Source organism: Flagellimonas sp. B-3 (assembly GCF_056857835.1).
The window spans coordinates 145,772-161,737 of the sequence record NZ_JBSXNW010000019.1 but is presented as its reverse complement, the minus strand read 5'-3'; the positions used below and the strand labels follow the sequence as shown (position 1 = coordinate 161,737).

Here is a 15,966-nt window from a genome sequence, read left to right as displayed (position 1 = left end):
CTGATTCATTTTCTCAAGTGCTCGGTTCTTGCCTAAAACATTCCACCAACATCCCATAAAGTTCTGGATGTTTTCTTTTTAGTAAATCCGCTCGTTCAAAAAAATACTCTGAAGCAACCGCAAAGAATTCAGCTTGATTTGTTCCACCATATTTACGAATATCTGAATGGTTATCGTTAATCGCTTCCATTTCTTTATGGATTAAGTTTAACCAAGGTATGGCATATTGATGTTCCATTAGCCGCTCTGGCACACCGTCTGTTCTATCGTCCAACTTATCTATAAGGTGCACAAATTCGTGTATGCCAGTATTGCTTTTATCGGTTGTATTTTTAAAGCCGTGGTACAATGCTTTCTTGGAAAGTATCATCTGTTTCTCGAACCTTCCATTTCCAACTATTCCACCAATATTCCGTGAGTTATCCTTACTGCTAAATTGCATATCCTCATTAAAATTATCAGGATATAAAAGGATGCCACTTAAATTTGTGTAGTGCCATTCCTTGAAGCCAAAAACTGGAATGACGGCACTTGCTGCAATTAAAACCTTATCCAACTCTTCCAGTTCAAACTGCACAGCATCGATATAGACCTCACTTAAAAATAGCATCATTTTTTGCTGAAAAATTAGCTGTGCGTCTTTTGATAGATTTCTATAAAACAGCACATTATCCGTCAATAATTTATGCCAATGTTCTGGAAATGGCTTTACACTATGACGTTTTGCTTTTCTATAAAAATGAACAGCAAAAAGAACAATCACAACCGAAATAAAAATATAAGCCATATTAAAAACGTATTAATCTACAGGTTCGGCCTTAAATCCCACTTTTTGCAAAGTCGCCTTTACATCTTCTTCGGTTACACCATCGCTTTCAATGGTTAGGATTTTATCAGGATTAGAGGTATCTACTTCCCAACTTTCTACACCTTCTTGTTTGTTTAAAAAAGGGGTGACTTTTGATACGCACCCACCACAATTGATATTTGTTTTAAATTTTAAAGTTTTCATAGTATTGAATTTATTTATTATTAAAGTTTTACTCGTTTAAGTCTTAAGCTATTTGCAACTACGGATACACTACTGAATGCCATTGCTGCACCTGCAATCATCGGATCCAACAAAAACCCATTTACAGGATAAAGAACTCCCGCTGCAATTGGAATGCCAATAATGTTGTAAATAAATGCCCAGAATAAGTTCTGACGTATGCCCAACACGGTTCTTTTTGATAGTTCCAATGCTTTTGGGATAGATTGTAAATCTGATGTTATCAAGGTCATTTTTGCTACATCCATTGCGATATCCGAACCTTTGCCCATAGCAATACTCACATTGGCTTGCGCCAGGGCGTGCGAATCGTTGATACCATCGCCCACCATTGCTACTATCTTTCCGTCCGCCTGTAATTTTTCGACAAAAGCCGCTTTGTCCGAAGGCATCACTTCTCCTTGGTAATTTGTTATTCCTACTTGTTTTGCGACAGCAGATGCGGTTTTATTGTTATCTCCAGTAAGCATATAGACCTCAATGCCTCGTTCTTGAAGTGTTGCTATGGCCATTTTTGAAGTTTCCTTAATCTTGTCTGCAATGGCGAGTATCGCCAGCACTTGTTTTTCATTGCCAAAGAAAATGACGGTTTTCGCTTGCTCTTCGAGACTTTCTGCTGTTTGCATCAAGGAAGCATCGATTTGAATATTTTTCTCAAGCATTAGTTTATGGTTTCCAACATAGTATGGTGAACCATTTTCTGTTTGAGCTTTCACACCTTTTCCTGTAATACTTTCAAAAGAAGCAATTTCAGCTTTTTCAATATTTTCATCTTTTAAGTGATTGACTACAGCTTCCGCCAAAGGGTGTTCTGATTGTGCTTCAATAGCTAGAAGAACTTTTTTGTATTCGTTGATATCTTCGAGTTTATCCTTCCAAAATATATCAGTTACTAAAGGTTTTCCTTCTGTAATTGTACCTGTTTTATCAAGAATGACAGCATTCACTTTATGACCGAGTTCTAAACTTTCGGCATCCTTTATAAGGATATTATTTTCTGCGCCTTTACCAATTCCCACCATAATGGCGGTAGGTGTTGCCAATCCCAAAGCACAAGGACAGGCGATTACCAATACTGCTACAGAGGTCAATAAGGCTTGTGAAAAGGCATTATCGCCTCCTAAAGACATCCAGACAATGAAGGTTACAATGGAAATACCCAATACCACAGGAACGAAAATACCGGCAATCTTATCGACCAGTTTTTGAACGGGTGCCTTACTCCCTTGCGCTTGCTGAACCATTTTAATGATTTGGGAAAGCAGGGTTTCTCCACCTACTTTTTCAGCGGTAAATTGAAAACTTCCTTTTTGATTAACGGTACCAGCGAATACCTTTTCCCCTTGGGATTTCTGAACTGGAACGGGTTCTCCAGTAATCATACTTTCATCTACATATGAGCTTCCCTTGGAAACTTCGCCATCCACGGGAATCTTTTCTCCGGGACGCACCAAAATGGTCTGACCAACCTGTACGGATGAAATAGGGATTTCCCTCTCTTCCCCATTCTCAATAATTTTAAGGGTTTTAGGCTGAAGCCCCATTAGTTTTTTAATGGCTGAAGATGTATTTGATTTTGCCTTTTCTTCCAATAGTTTCCCCAAGGAAATAAAGGTGATAATCACGGTAGCCGCTTCGTAATATACGTGAGGCTCGATGCCACGACTTAACCAAAATTCAGGAAAAAAGGTATTGAATACACTAAAGAGGAAGGCGATTCCGGTACTCAACGCCACCAAGGTATCCATATTTGCTTTACCGTGTTTGGCCTGCTTGAAGGCATTGATGAAAAAACTGCGCCCAAACCAAAAAAGAATTGGAAAGGCCAATACCAATGAAATCCATTTGCCTGGTTCCCATTGCATATAGAACATTCCCAACACAAAAATGGGTAGCGTAAGTATCGCCGACCAGATGGTTCGGTTTTTTATGTCCTGATAATGCTTTTGCTGAAGTTCTTGCTGTACTTCCGAAGGGTCTTCGGCATCAATTATAATATCGTAACCGACCTCACGAAGCGCGTTTTGAAGTTGATTTGGACTCAACTCCTTGTCATATTCCACAAGAACGGAACTATTGGCAAAATTAACACTTGCATCAAACACACCTTCTGTGTGTTTTAATACAGATTCAACACTCGCTGCACAAGAGGCACAGGTCATTCCCGTAACTGGAAATGATTCTTTCACACCCTGTTTATGATTCTTCTTTTTGGTTTCAAATATGTTGATTGTCTCCATAAATCCGTTCTTATTTGTATGTTACAAATTTCAGGATTAAAAGACTGTAATGTGTTACGTTATATGCTGAATGATTTGTAGAATTTACTCTTCACGAATTATTACATACTACCCAATTGGAATAATTTATGTCTCTTATAATCATAATGGGGACGTGTCTATCGGTCTTTAGTATTTGTAATCAAATACCCTTTTGATTGGATGACCTTTTTTATCTCATCGATATTCGTTTTAGTGGTATCAAATTCAATAATTGAAGTCCCTTCTTCAAAAGACGTAGATACATTTGTAACCCCGTCAATTTTATTTACAGAATGGTTGATATTTTCTTCACAACCAGAGCATACCATCCCTTCAATATTCAACTTTACAGTTTGAATATCGGTATTGTTTGTTGCAACAATTCCTACTTTCTCCGTTGAATGAAATACTTGTGGATAATAAGAAACCAATGTCATTACAACAACAAACACTGTAACCAACCACAAATAGAATTTCGACTTAAAAAATGATGGCTTAGCCATATCACAGTTACCACAATCGTCCACCTTCTTTTTTTTATAAACCTGATAAAAGGCCAGTCCCAATGACAAAAATGCTATAACCAACAGATAAGGTTTCAAGGCAATAAGCCAAGAAAAATACACCGAGCTTCCACCAATACCAGCTACACTTGTAAGTAGCAAAGGACCCCAGCAGCATAGTTTAAGGGAAACTGCTGAAAATACAGCAGTCCCCATAGATGCCTTTTTGTTCAATTTATTAATTGCCATACCTAACAGTTTCCTATTCCAGCATTTACCAAATCATCTTTTGTGATTTCGATGTTGGTGCAGCAATTCAGAAGTTTTCCGTTAACAGCAATGGCAGGAACTCTTGTAACCCCATATTCCTTCATTTTTGAAACACAGATTTTACTTTCGCATTGCTCGGACAGATTATGAAGTGTGATTTCGCAGTCCTTTCCTGCTGTCTCCTTTACTAATTGTACCACAGGCTCGCATACCGGGCAACCTGCTGTAAAAATCTCAATTTGTCGTTTCATCTTATGTTATGTTTAAATTAATAATGGAACAAAGATGAGAACGTTAGGTAGGGGGTCACCAAACTTTTTTTAACCTTTTTTTTCGTTGTAGTTTTTTAATCGAGTTTCAATGGCTTGAATTTCTTTTAACTTGTTAGTTAAATCGGATAATTCTAAGTTTGGGAATTCACTTTTTAAATATTCAATTTTATCTTCATTGCCACAATTGCCTGGGCAAGAGTCCACGGCCTTTACAATTCCAATAGCAAGTGCTTTTCGATAGACTTCATCCAGCAGTAAGTAATGTGCTTTTTGAATCCCCTTATCAATGGATTTGAACTGTATGTTTATTTGTTCGGGGTCCTTTCCTTCATCAAGCATTTTAACAATGCCGTTTAATTGACCACTCAAAGTTTTTAATCTGGATTTAATATCCAAGATTAAATCAGTAGGTAATTTGTACTGTTCTCCTTTCATAACTCAAACTTAACTCGCGCAGCAACTTAATTTGGAAACATCTTTCCCAAAGGTAATCGCTGCCAGTTTAACAGATTCTCCTAAAGTTAAATATGGATAAAAGCTTTCTGCTAAATCTTTTACAGTGATTCCAAATTTAATAGCCATACTCAATTGTTGTATCAGTTCACCACCTTCAGGTGCAACTACTCTTGCGCCTATTAATTTATCGGTTTCAGTGTTGCGTATCAGTTTTATGAACCCTCTGGTATCTTGAGCTGCCAAGGCTCTTGGAACGTGAATTAAATCAAGTTTACTGACTTCAAAAGGAATTTCCTTTTTTTCTGCTTCAATTTCATCTATACCTGCTCCTGCGATTTGAGGGTCTGTAAATACTACCCAAGGTAATGATGAATAATCAATACTTGTTTTTGTTGATGAAAACGCATTGTGCACTGCTGTACTACCTTCGGTTGCTGCTGTATAAACAAATGCCGGTGTAATGGTGACATCTCCTGCTGCATAAATATTGGAAATATTGGTTTCCATTTTTTCATTTACAATAATATGGCCGCTTACTGTTAACTTTAGGCCGATATTCTCAAGCCCTAATTTAGAGGTGTTAGGCTTCGTCCCTGTAGCCACCACAATATGTCCTTTTTCAACAATTTGAGTTGTGGAACCATCAGGACAATTACAATGAATAATTGTATCGTTACCTTTCTTTTCAAATTTAAACGCTCTAAAGTTTGGAAGGATTTCAATCCCTTCACTTTTCATTTGTTCTACCAAAACATCTGTAATATCTTTTGTTTGACTGCGTAATGGCCTGTCGGTAAATTCAATGATACGTACTTTTACACCCAATCTGTTGTAAGCCATCGCAATTTCCAAACCAATATAACCAGCTCCCATAATGGTCAAACTTTCAGGTTTTTCCTCTAAATCGAACAAGGTCACATTGGTTAAATAACCAACCTCATTCAGTCCTTCAATATTTGGAATATTGGTAGTTGCTCCTGTTGCCATTAGAATGTTGGTTGCTGTGTAGGTGTCTTTTCCATCCACAAGGATTGTTTTATTATCAACAAGTTCAGCCCAACCTGTACGCATTATCAGGTTTTCAAAATCACTTACCACATCCATATATTTTTGTTGCTGAAGTGAAGCAACCAATGCTTTTTTATCTTTTATGGTTTGTGTAAAATCAATGTCTGCTCCTTTAGGTTTTATACCCTTAAAATTGGAATGCGTAGCGAGACGTACCGTTTCGGCAGCCCGAATAAGGTTTTTAGACGGTACACAACCCACATTTACGCAAGTGCCACCAAAATCTAATCCTGCATTTACCATAAGTGTTGTGAGCCCTAAACCTTCAGCTTTAATGGCTGCTGAAAATGCAGCTGAACCACCACCAATAATTATTAAATCGAATTGATTTTGGCCTTTGGAATTTACAGCGGAAACCTCTTCCTCGTCGACATTATTTACAACCGAATAATCACCAACGCTGTTTATAGCATCTATTACATTTGCCTTACTCATCTTATCAGCATCAAAATTAAATTCGCCTTTTCCGGTTTCGTGGTTAACTGTGGAACTTAAAACTCCTTCAGTTGCGTTCATATCCTTTTCGATATGTGTTGCACAACCTTCACAGGTCATACCCTCAATTTCCAATGTAATGGTTTCTCTATTTTGAGGCATTTTGATTTTCATTTTAGCTGTATTTTTCATTGAAATCGGTACTGTTTACTTATTAAAAATTAGACCTTCCCTTTAATTACTTCGGCCTTAAACCCTTTCTTTTCTATGATAAGTTTTAGGGCTTTGATACTTGTTTTTGAACCATCAAACTCAATAACAGCAATATCTCCAGGGTATTCAACCGAATGTTCCAAAACACCATCTACTTCCTTTAATGCATTATAAATAGCATTGGAACAACCAGCACAAGTAATGCCTGTAATTTTAAATTTCACCGTGGTTGCATTGTGTTTCTTTGAAGCTACTTCCACAACTTGATTTGTAACCTCCTTGCTTTGTGATTTGGCCTGAAAAGAAAACAGCATTAAAGCCAAAATAGGCACTATTGATAGTTTTTTCATAATGGGTAATTTTGCGTTTATTTATCTTTTATAACTTTGTATCCTGTTGAATTAATTGCCTTTTCAATAGCTACTTTAGAGGTTTTAGACTTATCAAACTCTACGATGGCATTTCCCTTTTCATACGAAGGGGTTACATTTATAATACCGTCCAATTCATTTACAGCGTGTTTTATGCTTTCTTCACAGCCAGCACAAGTCATTCCTTGAACATTAAAGTTTACAGTTTGAATATTTGATTGGTTTACAATGACCACTTCTTTTTTATTATCCGGATAAAAAATGGATGAATAATATGGAAATGCCAGCATTATAATTGCAAATGCTGTTACTATTCCCAAAAAGGTTTTTGACTGTATAAATTTTGATTTTCCTTCCTTACCGGCAGGCAGGTCGTCCGTATCGCATTCACAATCGATTTCTTTTTGAGGTTTTAGTTTTTGATACCAAGCAAAGCCGAGCACTAAAATTGTTAGCCCGATTAGATAAGGTCTAAAAGGCTCAAGCCAAGAAAATGTTGAGGCAATTCCACTTGTTCCAGCGATTAAAGCCAAAACGGGTGTAATACAACATAATGAAGCTGTAATAGCAGCAAGTAAACCTGCACCAATTAATTTGTTCTCACGTTTCATATTGTTTCTAAAACTTTGTTTTTATCGAGTATTTCAAAAAACGGATTTAATAATGTTGAATATTCAGGGGTTAGTGAGTAAAAAATCGTTTGAGCATCTCTTTCGGTTTCCAATAAATTTCTGTCCTTCATTTTTCTCAAATGTTGAGAGATAGCAGAAATATTCATTTCGAGAATATCACTTAAGTCGCAAACGCAAAGTCGTTTCTCCTCAAAGAGTAGGTAAAGAATTTTTAGCCGAACATTATTTCCGACTAAAGAAAGTCCATTTGCCAAATAGTCAAACGATTCATTTAATTCTGAAACTGTCTTTTTACAACGGTTTATCTGTTCAATATCTGCCTGTTGTCTTATGCAAGAATTATTTTTCATAAGGCAAAGTTACAATTATTTCTTATTTAAGCAAATACTTAAATACAAAAAAGAATGATATGTAAATTTTGATCATTATGTTCCTTTTGTTTTGATTTGTGTTTTGCAAAAACTAAAACTACCGAATTGTACATCTGTTCTTTTAGCTTGTAGGTGAAGGTATTGCTGGCTTTACAGTTAATTGTCTTTTAAAACTACAAAACAGAAAATTCTGTATGGTGTTGAATGGTGTTGTGTGGTCCTCTGATACACAGCGAATTTTGTCAAATCCTTTTTTTAATTCCGATGTTAATTCCTCTTCATTGTATTGTTTTATTTCAAGTCCGCTACATTTTTTTGGTCCGTTTTGTGAAAAGGTTCCTATTATTAAATAACCTCTTACAAATATTGTCGCTATGTTAGTATATTTTTTAATCTGGTCATCTGTTGTAAGAAAATGAAAAGTTGCTCTGTCGTGCCAAACATCGAAAGATGTATCTGGTTCAAATTCGGTAATGTCGCTTACAATCCAATTTACTTTACTTGCCTTTTCTCCCAGTCTTTTTTTAGCTTTCGCAATTGCTTTTTCTGAAATATCAAGTACAGTAATGTTATTATACCCTTCCTTAAGTAAATAGTCAACAAGTTTACTGTCGCCACCACCAATGTCTATAATTTTTGCCTTTTTATTTAGTTTGAACGAACGTATAAACTTCAGTGAAGTTTTTGGTATTTCTTGCGTCCAACTTACCTGGTCTGGATTTTTAGTTTCGTGAACTGTTTCCCAATGTTTCTTTCTGTCTAATTTCATTTTGATATCTAAATTCGGTTCATTGGTAAATCAATATATCATCTATTGATTTAAATATCCCTTTAATAGTGGTAAACACACCTTAAATCTCATCCAAGGATTTTCGGTTTTTGTCTACAGATTTCTTGAACTGCGTAGGTGTCATTCCAGTTACTTTTTTGAATTGATTGCTTAAGTACGCAACGCTACTATAATGTAATTGAAAAGCTATCTCACTCAAGGTTAATTCATCATAGACAATAAGTTCTTTTACACGTTCAATTTTTTGGTTGATGATGTATTGCTCGAACGTGATGCTTTCTACCGACGAGAATAGGGAACTTAAATATTTATAATCCAAGTTAAGTTCGCCAGTAACAATATCTGCCCATTTTAATTCGGTCTTTTCATTGGAATAATGTATTTTCTCAATTACCAAATTTTTCATTTGCTCGATAAGCAGACTTTTACGGTCGTCAATCAAACTAAATCCTGCATTTTGTAGCTTTTTTTGCAAAGATTTTTTTTCGAATTCATTGAGCATCGAAACCAATTCTACTTCTCCTAACTTGACAGCTTTGTAATCAATGTTCAATCCTACCAAAATTTGGGAAACTGCCGATATACATCTCGGACAGACCATATTTTTTATGTGGATGGTATTATTCATAGGTTGAACAAATGCCTAATAAAATCTAAATTTAGATATATGATTAGTATTACAGCAGCAATAAATAATCCTATCATCGCTGAAATTCCGATAACCTTATCTTTTTTTGTAATCGGATTTTTCTGTTTATATGTATTTTTCTTGTTTTTTCTTCTATTTCTTCTACTTTCACTCATCATCTTTCTCCTCTTTAAAATATTAAAGGCTGAAGAATCCGCTTTTACCAATTAACTCTAACCCTGATTATTTTAACGTATCTCTAACCTCACCACAGGTTAACATTGCTTCGCCATAATATGGGTTACGGACTTCTTCCTCTAAACTTATCCAGTACGCTCCCTTATTATTGTCTGCCATTGGACAAAACTGGATATAAACATTTTCATTGACCCCAAAGAGCTGTACACTACTTATCATATGCGCAGACAAATGCTTAAAATGCCCTCTTTGTTTTGAAATATCCGTATTACTTGAAATAGCATTTGCCGAAGTATTTAATTCCTTCTGAATGGTCATCCAATGGTTATGTGCTTTTTCATCAGACAACAACTTCATATCTACATTTTTCAGGGATTGTATTATTTGCATTCCTGCTTGTTGTGCATTTTTGGCATCATCATTAACCAAAGCATCTTTCAAAAGAATATAATCCTCAAACACCTGTTTTAACTGGCCTTGAAATTTGTTTGAAACAGCTATCCTTTCTTTCATTTCTGAATGGTCAGTATTCCCCTTACTATCATCAGAATTGTTTCCTTGCATACCTAAATGCCCTTCGTGACCGGTCATTGTTTTGCCACCAGCAGTGTTCATCATAGATTTTTTGCCTTGTAATTGTGCAGCAGCATCTACTGTAAACGTGCCATTAGTTACCACTTCATCACCATTTTGAAGACCTTCAATTATGGTATAGGTGTCTCCATTGGCATTACCGAGTAAGACCTCTCTCATTTCAAAAACAGCTTCGTTAGGATTAGTTTTAATATAAACTACAGAACGTTCACCAGTCCACATCACAGCTGTAGCAGGAACTGTTATTTTACTTGAAGTGCTTTCTTGAGCACCTTCAATTTTACCTTCGACAAACATACCTGGTTTAAATAGGTCGTTCTTATTATTAAGTACTGCTCTAACTACGACGGTACGTGTAGAAGAATTTAATAAAGGGTCAATAAATGAAACTTTTGCATCAAATACTTCATTGCGATACGCATTGGTAGTCACTTTAATGGTTTGACCAACTTTCAAGGAAGCAATCTGATTCTCATAGGCATCAAATTCTGCCCAAACCGTATTGAGGTTGGCTATTTTATATAAGGGCTGTCCTTGTTTTACATAGTCACCTTCTTCTACCATTTTATGGGTCACTGTTCCTGAAACTGTAGCAAAAACCGGAAAATATTCTTGCACTTTTCCAGCAGCTTCTATGGCATTAATTTGCTTTTCTGAAAGTTTCCATAATTTAAGCTTGTTTTTTACAGCCTTATACAATTCTGGTTGCGATTCTTTTATAGATGAGGCTGTAAGTAACTCTTGCTGAGCTGCAACTAAATCTGGTGAATATATGGTGGCCAAGCGTTGACCTGCACCAACACGTTCTCCAGTAGAATTAACATATAATTGTTCTATTCTACCACCAAAATAGGTTACTTGTACAGCATTGGATTCTTCATTGGCTTTTATCTTTCCAGATAACTTTAGAAAATTATTCCCGATTTCACCCTCACCAACAATGGATGTTTGAATGTTGGCCAATGCCATTGCATTATCTGTCATTTTAAACTGATCTGCCATAAGACCATCTGCTCCTGCTTCAGCAGGTATTAAATCCATTCCACAAATTGGGCAGTCACCAGGTTCTGGTTGCATAATCTGTGGATGCATAGAGCAAGTCCACATTTGATTAGAAGCAATTTCTTCTGAATGATTGTGATTCTCCGTAACCTCATTTGTTGCACTATCAGCAGAATCTCCACCAAAAATTAGAAAGCCACCCAATAGGCCAACAATCAACGCAACACCTATGTAAATGATGTTTTTATTCATAATATTTATTTTTTATTTTTTTTACTAATTTTTCTAATGGTCGGTGATGACGTATACCAGAGCAAAAATCCACTCAAAACAGTAATTAAGCCCAAAAGTGAAAATGCTCTTAAAACAATGGTGTTAAAGTTGTCCCTGCCTTCATAATCCATTGTATGTGTCATCCATAAAAAGTCAAACCAGCGCCACGCCCTGTGCCTCACCGTTTGGAATTTTGCATCTGTTATTGAAACGTAGGCTTTCAACGCTTCATCCGTATCATAAGAGATAACATAGGCTGGCAACAATTTTTCACGATATTCGTGATGGTCACCCACTTCACTTATCCGTTGGATATTGGCCACTTTTAAATTCTCCATCATCTGGTTTTTAGCAATGTACAAGGCTTCATCTTGAGAAATAGTCTTTTTCGCTTCGCCAGTTCTCGCATTATACAATTGCTGATTGTTAATCCAATAGTACGGTTCGTTATTGATATCCCTGATTTCTATATCACGAATGCCTTCATTACCTTTAATAAGTGAAGGACTAATAAGGTTGTCAAAGGTTTTTGGCGCATATTCCATATTACGGAATTGGTCGCCGTGAATGTCATCAATGTTTGTCCAACTGAAGTACATCCCGCTAATCGTCCATATCAAGAACTGAATACCTAAGAAAATACCTAAATAGCGATGAACTCTTCTTATTTTTAATGCTGTATGTCTATTTACCATATTACTGATTTACCTTAAAGTTGAATTTTATAGAGACCTTCTCCCAACTCAATGAAATTGCACCTTCATTGTCATTAATCTTGTTCACTTGATATTCCAAGTGTTCGGTAACTTCATCTGAAATGATGGGTTTAACTTTGAAGCGCAAGACATCATCCTTCTCCTCATACTCGTCCTTGCCATGTTGGTCCCAATTTGAATTAAAAATTATGGTCCATTCTTCTTTTGATGGAATAGTAAAAAACCCATATTTACCGGCAGGTAACATTTTACCATCAATAATTAAATCCTTATTAGTTTCTATCCAGGTAGCCATATGTGCACCCGCTTGCCACAACTGGTCATAAGCCAACAACCCACCAAAAATGATTCTATTTCTTACGCCTGGCGACGAATAATCGATATGAATATGGGCATCGCCTATCATTGCCATCGTTGATGTATGTGGGCTCAAAGGTTTCTTTTTATCTGGTTCTGCAGAAGTTTCTGTGGCTTTTTCCTCAACAACTACCTTTTTCACATCTTGTTTGCAAGAGACGATTAGCAAAACGATTAGTAATACAGAAAGGTGGATATTTTTTTTCATAAGATTTTACTTTGTATTTCTTGACGAAGAATGTGTTTTAATAATCTTCCATTTACCATCCATCTTTTTTAAGATTGACGTTGCCACTCCTTTTTTCTTTATCGTTCTACTTTCGCCTTTTTCATCTGGATTGAGCACGATAGTGTAGATGTAGGTTTCAGTAGTAAATGCATAAGGCAAATCTACTTCCGCATCAATTTCATAATCTGAAAATTCAAATTTCTTAAAATGCCCTAATTCTGGTCCTAAATGATGTTCTATGTAGTTTGCATAGGTACCCTCTATACCACCTGATTCAAATACTTCGGAATCCTTGGCAAATAACTCGAACGTACCTTCTGTCGTTAGGTTTTGCAGGGCATCTTTGTATGATTTCATTACTTTTAGAACAGCTTCTTTCTCTGTTCCTGAATCTGCGTTTTGGCTAAACAGTTGGCCTGTGGCAAACATAATTAGCATTAGGATTGTTGTTAGTTTTAGTGTTTTCATAATTTTGGTTTTATAATGTTTTATTTATTGACGTGTATTCTATTTATGTTGGCTATACCAAATACGAGTACCAAAAAGCTTAAAAAAACTTCCATCATCACTAAAAGTTTTCCCGAAATAGTTAATGGTACTACATCACCAAACCCAACCGATGAAAAAGTAATTAAGCTGAAATATATAAACTCGAAAAATTGAGGTATAAATGATCTGTTGAGTGATGTAGTTGATTTAAAATTTTCCGAACTTAAAATATATAATGCTTGGTAGTCTGCTGAAAACGAAAGAACAATCAAAATAATTAACACAGCAAATAATGTTAGAACGTGTGTAAGTTGATGACTTTCGCCTATTATTTTACTTAGCTGTATAAAAGTGAGCCTGACAATAAAAACCGTTTTCACCAAAGCCATACCAACAATTATAAGCGCAAGAAACTGGTTATCAGAATCTAAATCTGCCCATAAAGTATAACTTAATGATAGTGCAGTGATTACACTTGCAGTAAACAATACCTTTTTAAATAGTTGTTTGTAAAACCCTGTACTTTCAGATATTTCTATTATGTTTTCTTCAGCCATTTTTATTTATTTGCTTAACTAAATAATTGAAGTGCCAATGCACCACTAACTATTATAATAAGTATTGTATAGACTATATAATTAATCCATTTATTAGCAACCGATTTTTCAGTTGTTTGTTTGCAACCATCTTTGCAACAATCTTTCATCGTTTTTTTAAATTAAATTTTTATTTCTTCTTTAAATAGCACTTGACAATGAGAGTTAGACTCTATCCATCAATCAAAAAATTGGCCTCCCTCCCATAATCAAGCACTTTTTTATTAGCCTCTCTTTTTCATTTTCCATTTTTACCTGACTAAGGAAGAGAAGTGCTGTTAATCAATTATTAGGGAGAATTTAGTTCCCTTCCTTCTTCAGGCTGCTATTAATTATATCAAATCTTGCTTTTTAAAATTTGTTGTGCCTGACAAGGGAAGGAGTTAACACTAACCATCAACATTTTTTTCCTTCCCGTGACAGGACTTAATGACTATTAATATTTCCTTAAGACTGGAACCGTTCTGTTAACTAATAAACCAGAAAGATTCCAAAACTTAAGGAAGGGGATTATCTAATTAATAGTCTTTTTTACTTTACCACATTTAAGCATCTTACTGCCATAATATGGGTTTCTCACTTGGTCACTGCTACTCAACCAAGAGCTACCACCATCATACATTGGGCAAAACTGCTCGTACAGCGTGTTTTTTGTACCTGTAATTGCTATCAAATCTGACATATCCTTACTTAAGGTTTTAAAATGCTCTCTTTGATGGCCCATATCACTTTTTGCAATATGTTCGGCGTGCTCTGTGGCATCTTCAATTATGTCAGCTAATTCTTTTTGTTCTTCTGCCGTATACTTTGAAGCATCAAAGGCTTTTAGTGAAGCGGCCAATTTAGAGCCTTCTTGGGCTGCCTTTTTGGTATCATCTGCAACCAAGGCATCCTTTAGGTTGAAGTAATCATTTAATATTGCTTCAGCCTTTGTATCACTATTCATATTCATCATTTTACTATGGTCCATTTTACTATGGTCCATTTTCATTTTTTCCTTTTCCTGTGCATTGGTAAAAGAAACTGCTAACAATAGCATTGTTGCGATACTCATTTTTAAATTTTTCATTTTTATTGTTTTTAATTGTTATTGTTTATATACTATCTTTTAATTGTTCTATCCAACGGATTAGTTCCTGTTTTTCAGCTTCAGAAAAGCTTGCGTCTTTATGAATCAAAGTGTAAGAATATAAAGGCATTTCGTCACTTTCAATCTGTTTGATGATTGACCTTAACTTGCTCTTTTTTCTTCTGTTTGATAACGAATCCCATTCATTAAAATTCAATTCAGCCTTGCCTTCTTTTATATGGTCTTCCAGAAACCAAGCAACAGGCTGAACTTGGTTATACCAAGGGTATTGCGTATTATTGCTGTGACAATCATAGCAGGATACCTGTAACTTTTTTTGAATATTCTCTGGCACATTATTGACCAACATAAAATCGGTGGAAGGAACAGAATCACTTTGGTTGCGCGTTGTGGGCATAAATTGAATCCCCACAAACGCTACCAATAACACAATCGCTATGATTTTTACTACTTTCATTTAGTTAATTTCTCGCTGTACTTTACCGCATTTCAACATTTTGTCACCGAAATAAGGGTTTCTAATTTCTTCGTTCATACTAAGCCAAGCACCACCCTTATTGTTATCATACATTGGGCAAAATTGCTCGTATATTTTCATCTCTGTTCCAGTAATGGCAACCATATCTGTTACATCCTTACTTAAAATTTTAAAGTGCTCTCGTTGGTGTGCTATATCACTTTCTGCAATATGTTCTGCGTGTTCTACAGCATCCTCAACAATGTCCTTTAAATCAGATTGCTGGGCATCGGTATATTTTGAAATGTCAAGCTTGCCTAAGGATGTTGCGAGGATTGCACCCAACTCTTTGGCTTTAGCATTATCATCTGCAACCAACGCATTTTTAAGATTAAAGTAGTCCTTTAATACAGCTTGTGAATTACCATCGCCACTCATTGCCATTTCCTTCTTATCTCCATCGTGGTGTTCATCACTATTATCGTGATTCATTTTTGAATGGTCTTCATCAGCACTCATTTCAGAATGGTTCCCATCTGCATTATTTTGTTCATTTTTGTTGTCTTTGCAAGACATTGCTGTTAAGGTTATAAATGCTATTGCAACTATACCTAATGTTGATTTTAATTTGCTCATTTTGTTTT

20 protein-coding genes are annotated in these 15,966 nt (G+C 35.7%); all 20 read right to left on the bottom strand.

The genetic code is table 11. The annotated features are described in order from the left end of the window. Positions 1-13: 13 nt before the first annotated feature. The gene (locus AC13CS_RS08095; RefSeq protein ID WP_110473885.1) at positions 14-787 is read right to left on the bottom strand and encodes a M90 family metallopeptidase; all 774 of its coding nucleotides are present in this window, start codon (positions 785-787) and stop codon (positions 14-16) included. Between the two features lie 12 nt (positions 788-799). After that, complete coding sequence (locus AC13CS_RS08090; protein ID WP_008616468.1) at positions 800-1,012, bottom strand: heavy-metal-associated domain-containing protein; 213 nt, start codon at positions 1,010-1,012, stop codon at positions 800-802. A gap of 20 nt (positions 1,013-1,032) precedes the next feature. Next, positions 1,033-3,291 (bottom strand): heavy metal translocating P-type ATPase, encoded by a 2,259-nt coding sequence (locus AC13CS_RS08085; protein WP_127137391.1) that lies wholly within the window; start codon positions 3,289-3,291, stop codon positions 1,033-1,035. A 158-nt stretch (positions 3,292-3,449) separates the two neighbouring features. Further along, positions 3,450-4,064, bottom strand: coding sequence for a mercuric transport protein MerTP (gene merTP / locus AC13CS_RS08080; protein ID WP_127137392.1), 615 nt, complete (start codon positions 4,062-4,064; stop codon positions 3,450-3,452). Positions 4,065-4,066: 2 nt separating this feature from the next. Next, complete coding sequence (locus AC13CS_RS08075; protein ID WP_127137393.1) at positions 4,067-4,336, bottom strand: thioredoxin family protein; 270 nt, start codon at positions 4,334-4,336, stop codon at positions 4,067-4,069. Between the two features lie 69 nt (positions 4,337-4,405). Beyond that, positions 4,406-4,792, bottom strand: a complete 387-nt coding sequence (locus AC13CS_RS08070) for a metal-sensing transcriptional repressor (protein WP_127137394.1) — start codon at positions 4,790-4,792, stop codon at positions 4,406-4,408. Positions 4,793-4,801: 9 nt separating this feature from the next. After that, a complete protein-coding gene (gene merA, locus AC13CS_RS08065) occupies positions 4,802-6,508 on the bottom strand; it encodes a mercury(II) reductase (RefSeq protein WP_205780334.1) in 1,707 nt (568 codons plus the stop codon). Positions 6,509-6,537: 29 nt separating this feature from the next. After that, positions 6,538-6,879 (bottom strand): heavy-metal-associated domain-containing protein, encoded by a 342-nt coding sequence (locus AC13CS_RS08060; RefSeq protein ID WP_099543538.1) that lies wholly within the window; start codon positions 6,877-6,879, stop codon positions 6,538-6,540. A gap of 17 nt (positions 6,880-6,896) precedes the next feature. Further along, positions 6,897-7,511, bottom strand: coding sequence for a mercuric transport protein MerTP (gene merTP, locus AC13CS_RS08055; RefSeq protein ID WP_293164599.1), 615 nt, complete (start codon positions 7,509-7,511; stop codon positions 6,897-6,899). Beyond that, positions 7,508-7,882 (bottom strand): ArsR/SmtB family transcription factor, encoded by a 375-nt coding sequence (locus tag AC13CS_RS08050; protein ID WP_008992796.1) that lies wholly within the window; start codon positions 7,880-7,882, stop codon positions 7,508-7,510. Before AC13CS_RS08050 ends, merTP (AC13CS_RS08055) begins: the two co-directional genes overlap by 4 nt. A gap of 142 nt (positions 7,883-8,024) precedes the next feature. Continuing rightward, on the bottom strand, positions 8,025-8,672 hold the full coding sequence (locus AC13CS_RS08045) for a class I SAM-dependent methyltransferase (RefSeq protein WP_008992797.1): 648 nt from the start codon (positions 8,670-8,672) through the stop codon (positions 8,025-8,027). Between the two features lie 82 nt (positions 8,673-8,754). Beyond that, positions 8,755-9,321 carry a helix-turn-helix domain-containing protein gene (locus AC13CS_RS08040; protein ID WP_127137396.1) on the bottom strand — a complete coding sequence of 189 codons (567 nt, stop codon included), beginning with the start codon at positions 9,319-9,321 and terminating at the stop codon, positions 8,755-8,757. Positions 9,322-9,564: 243 nt separating this feature from the next. Continuing rightward, the gene (locus AC13CS_RS08035; RefSeq protein ID WP_220114875.1) at positions 9,565-11,367 is read right to left on the bottom strand and encodes an efflux RND transporter periplasmic adaptor subunit; all 1,803 of its coding nucleotides are present in this window, start codon (positions 11,365-11,367) and stop codon (positions 9,565-9,567) included. 5 nt (positions 11,368-11,372) lie between these two features. Beyond that, on the bottom strand, positions 11,373-12,083 hold the full coding sequence (locus AC13CS_RS08030; RefSeq protein ID WP_127137398.1) for a PepSY domain-containing protein: 711 nt from the start codon (positions 12,081-12,083) through the stop codon (positions 11,373-11,375). A gap of 1 nt (position 12,084) precedes the next feature. Next, the gene (locus tag AC13CS_RS08025) at positions 12,085-12,669 is read right to left on the bottom strand and encodes a DUF2911 domain-containing protein (RefSeq protein ID WP_127137399.1); all 585 of its coding nucleotides are present in this window, start codon (positions 12,667-12,669) and stop codon (positions 12,085-12,087) included. Positions 12,670-12,675: 6 nt separating this feature from the next. Next, positions 12,676-13,158, bottom strand: a complete 483-nt coding sequence (locus tag AC13CS_RS08020; protein ID WP_127137400.1) for a YybH family protein — start codon at positions 13,156-13,158, stop codon at positions 12,676-12,678. 20 nt (positions 13,159-13,178) lie between these two features. Continuing rightward, the gene (locus AC13CS_RS08015) at positions 13,179-13,736 is read right to left on the bottom strand and encodes a potassium channel family protein (RefSeq protein WP_220114876.1); all 558 of its coding nucleotides are present in this window, start codon (positions 13,734-13,736) and stop codon (positions 13,179-13,181) included. Positions 13,737-14,289: 553 nt separating this feature from the next. Further along, positions 14,290-14,844, bottom strand: a complete 555-nt coding sequence (locus AC13CS_RS08010; protein WP_127137402.1) for a DUF3347 domain-containing protein — start codon at positions 14,842-14,844, stop codon at positions 14,290-14,292. Positions 14,845-14,869: 25 nt separating this feature from the next. After that, positions 14,870-15,322: a heme-binding domain-containing protein gene (locus AC13CS_RS08005; protein WP_127137403.1), complete on the bottom strand. Its 453-nt coding sequence runs from the start codon at positions 15,320-15,322 to the stop codon at positions 14,870-14,872. Next, the gene (locus AC13CS_RS08000; protein ID WP_127137404.1) at positions 15,323-15,958 is read right to left on the bottom strand and encodes a DUF3347 domain-containing protein; all 636 of its coding nucleotides are present in this window, start codon (positions 15,956-15,958) and stop codon (positions 15,323-15,325) included. Between the last annotated feature and the right edge of the window lie 8 nt (positions 15,959-15,966).

Coding starts and splice junctions, on each gene's coding strand:
- AC13CS_RS08095 (WP_110473885.1), bottom strand. CDS start 787: ATGGCTTATATTTTTATTTCGGTTGTGATTGTTCTTTTTGCTGTTCAT.
- AC13CS_RS08090 (WP_008616468.1), bottom strand. CDS start 1,012: ATGAAAACTTTAAAATTTAAAACAAATATCAATTGTGGTGGGTGCGTA.
- AC13CS_RS08085 (WP_127137391.1), bottom strand. CDS start 3,291: ATGGAGACAATCAACATATTTGAAACCAAAAAGAAGAATCATAAACAG.
- merTP (WP_127137392.1), bottom strand. CDS start 4,064: ATGGCAATTAATAAATTGAACAAAAAGGCATCTATGGGGACTGCTGTA.
- AC13CS_RS08075 (WP_127137393.1), bottom strand. CDS start 4,336: ATGAAACGACAAATTGAGATTTTTACAGCAGGTTGCCCGGTATGCGAG.
- AC13CS_RS08070 (WP_127137394.1), bottom strand. CDS start 4,792: ATGAAAGGAGAACAGTACAAATTACCTACTGATTTAATCTTGGATATT.
- merA (WP_205780334.1), bottom strand. CDS start 6,508: ATGAAAAATACAGCTAAAATGAAAATCAAAATGCCTCAAAATAGAGAA.
- AC13CS_RS08060 (WP_099543538.1), bottom strand. CDS start 6,879: ATGAAAAAACTATCAATAGTGCCTATTTTGGCTTTAATGCTGTTTTCT.
- merTP (WP_293164599.1), bottom strand. CDS start 7,511: ATGAAACGTGAGAACAAATTAATTGGTGCAGGTTTACTTGCTGCTATT.
- AC13CS_RS08050 (WP_008992796.1), bottom strand. CDS start 7,882: ATGAAAAATAATTCTTGCATAAGACAACAGGCAGATATTGAACAGATA.
- AC13CS_RS08045 (WP_008992797.1), bottom strand. CDS start 8,672: ATGAAATTAGACAGAAAGAAACATTGGGAAACAGTTCACGAAACTAAA.
- AC13CS_RS08040 (WP_127137396.1), bottom strand. CDS start 9,321: ATGAATAATACCATCCACATAAAAAATATGGTCTGTCCGAGATGTATA.
- AC13CS_RS08035 (WP_220114875.1), bottom strand. CDS start 11,367: ATGAATAAAAACATCATTTACATAGGTGTTGCGTTGATTGTTGGCCTA.
- AC13CS_RS08030 (WP_127137398.1), bottom strand. CDS start 12,083: ATGGTAAATAGACATACAGCATTAAAAATAAGAAGAGTTCATCGCTAT.
- AC13CS_RS08025 (WP_127137399.1), bottom strand. CDS start 12,669: ATGAAAAAAAATATCCACCTTTCTGTATTACTAATCGTTTTGCTAATC.
- AC13CS_RS08020 (WP_127137400.1), bottom strand. CDS start 13,158: ATGAAAACACTAAAACTAACAACAATCCTAATGCTAATTATGTTTGCC.
- AC13CS_RS08015 (WP_220114876.1), bottom strand. CDS start 13,736: ATGGCTGAAGAAAACATAATAGAAATATCTGAAAGTACAGGGTTTTAC.
- AC13CS_RS08010 (WP_127137402.1), bottom strand. CDS start 14,844: ATGAAAAATTTAAAAATGAGTATCGCAACAATGCTATTGTTAGCAGTT.
- AC13CS_RS08005 (WP_127137403.1), bottom strand. CDS start 15,322: ATGAAAGTAGTAAAAATCATAGCGATTGTGTTATTGGTAGCGTTTGTG.
- AC13CS_RS08000 (WP_127137404.1), bottom strand. CDS start 15,958: ATGAGCAAATTAAAATCAACATTAGGTATAGTTGCAATAGCATTTATA.